Source organism: Streptobacillus felis (assembly GCF_001559775.1).
Lineage (GTDB): Bacteria > Fusobacteriota > Fusobacteriia > Fusobacteriales > Leptotrichiaceae > Streptobacillus > Streptobacillus felis.
The window spans coordinates 1-285 of record NZ_LOHX01000187.1 but is presented as its reverse complement, the minus strand read 5'-3'; the positions used below and the strand labels follow the sequence as shown (position 1 = coordinate 285).

Here is a 285-nt window from a genome sequence, read left to right as displayed (position 1 = left end):
GTCTGCAATAGAAAAATTAAAATCTAATTGATTACAATATAATGGGAAGGCAGAAGAAATAATAGATTATATAAATGTTGTAAGATTTAAAAATAATAAGTAAAAATACTTAATATTGTTGAGAGAATTGATGACAAGTAATGGTAAAATATACAGTAAAAATATATTAGCAGAAATAAAAGGTGTAAAAGATAAAAGAGATTGGATATAAGAAAATATTAAAGGAATGGGAGTAAAAGAAGCTGCCCACGTTATAAGGAATTTAGGATATGGAAGAGATTTAGC

Annotated in this window: 1 protein-coding gene; it reads left to right on the top strand. The window is 24.9% G+C overall.

Features of this window, described 5'->3' with window-relative positions:
* Positions 1-217 precede the first annotated feature (217 nt).
* Positions 218-285 (top strand): 8-oxoguanine DNA glycosylase (locus AYC60_RS09590; protein WP_459076624.1); only part of this gene is annotated, 68 nt, incomplete at its 3' end.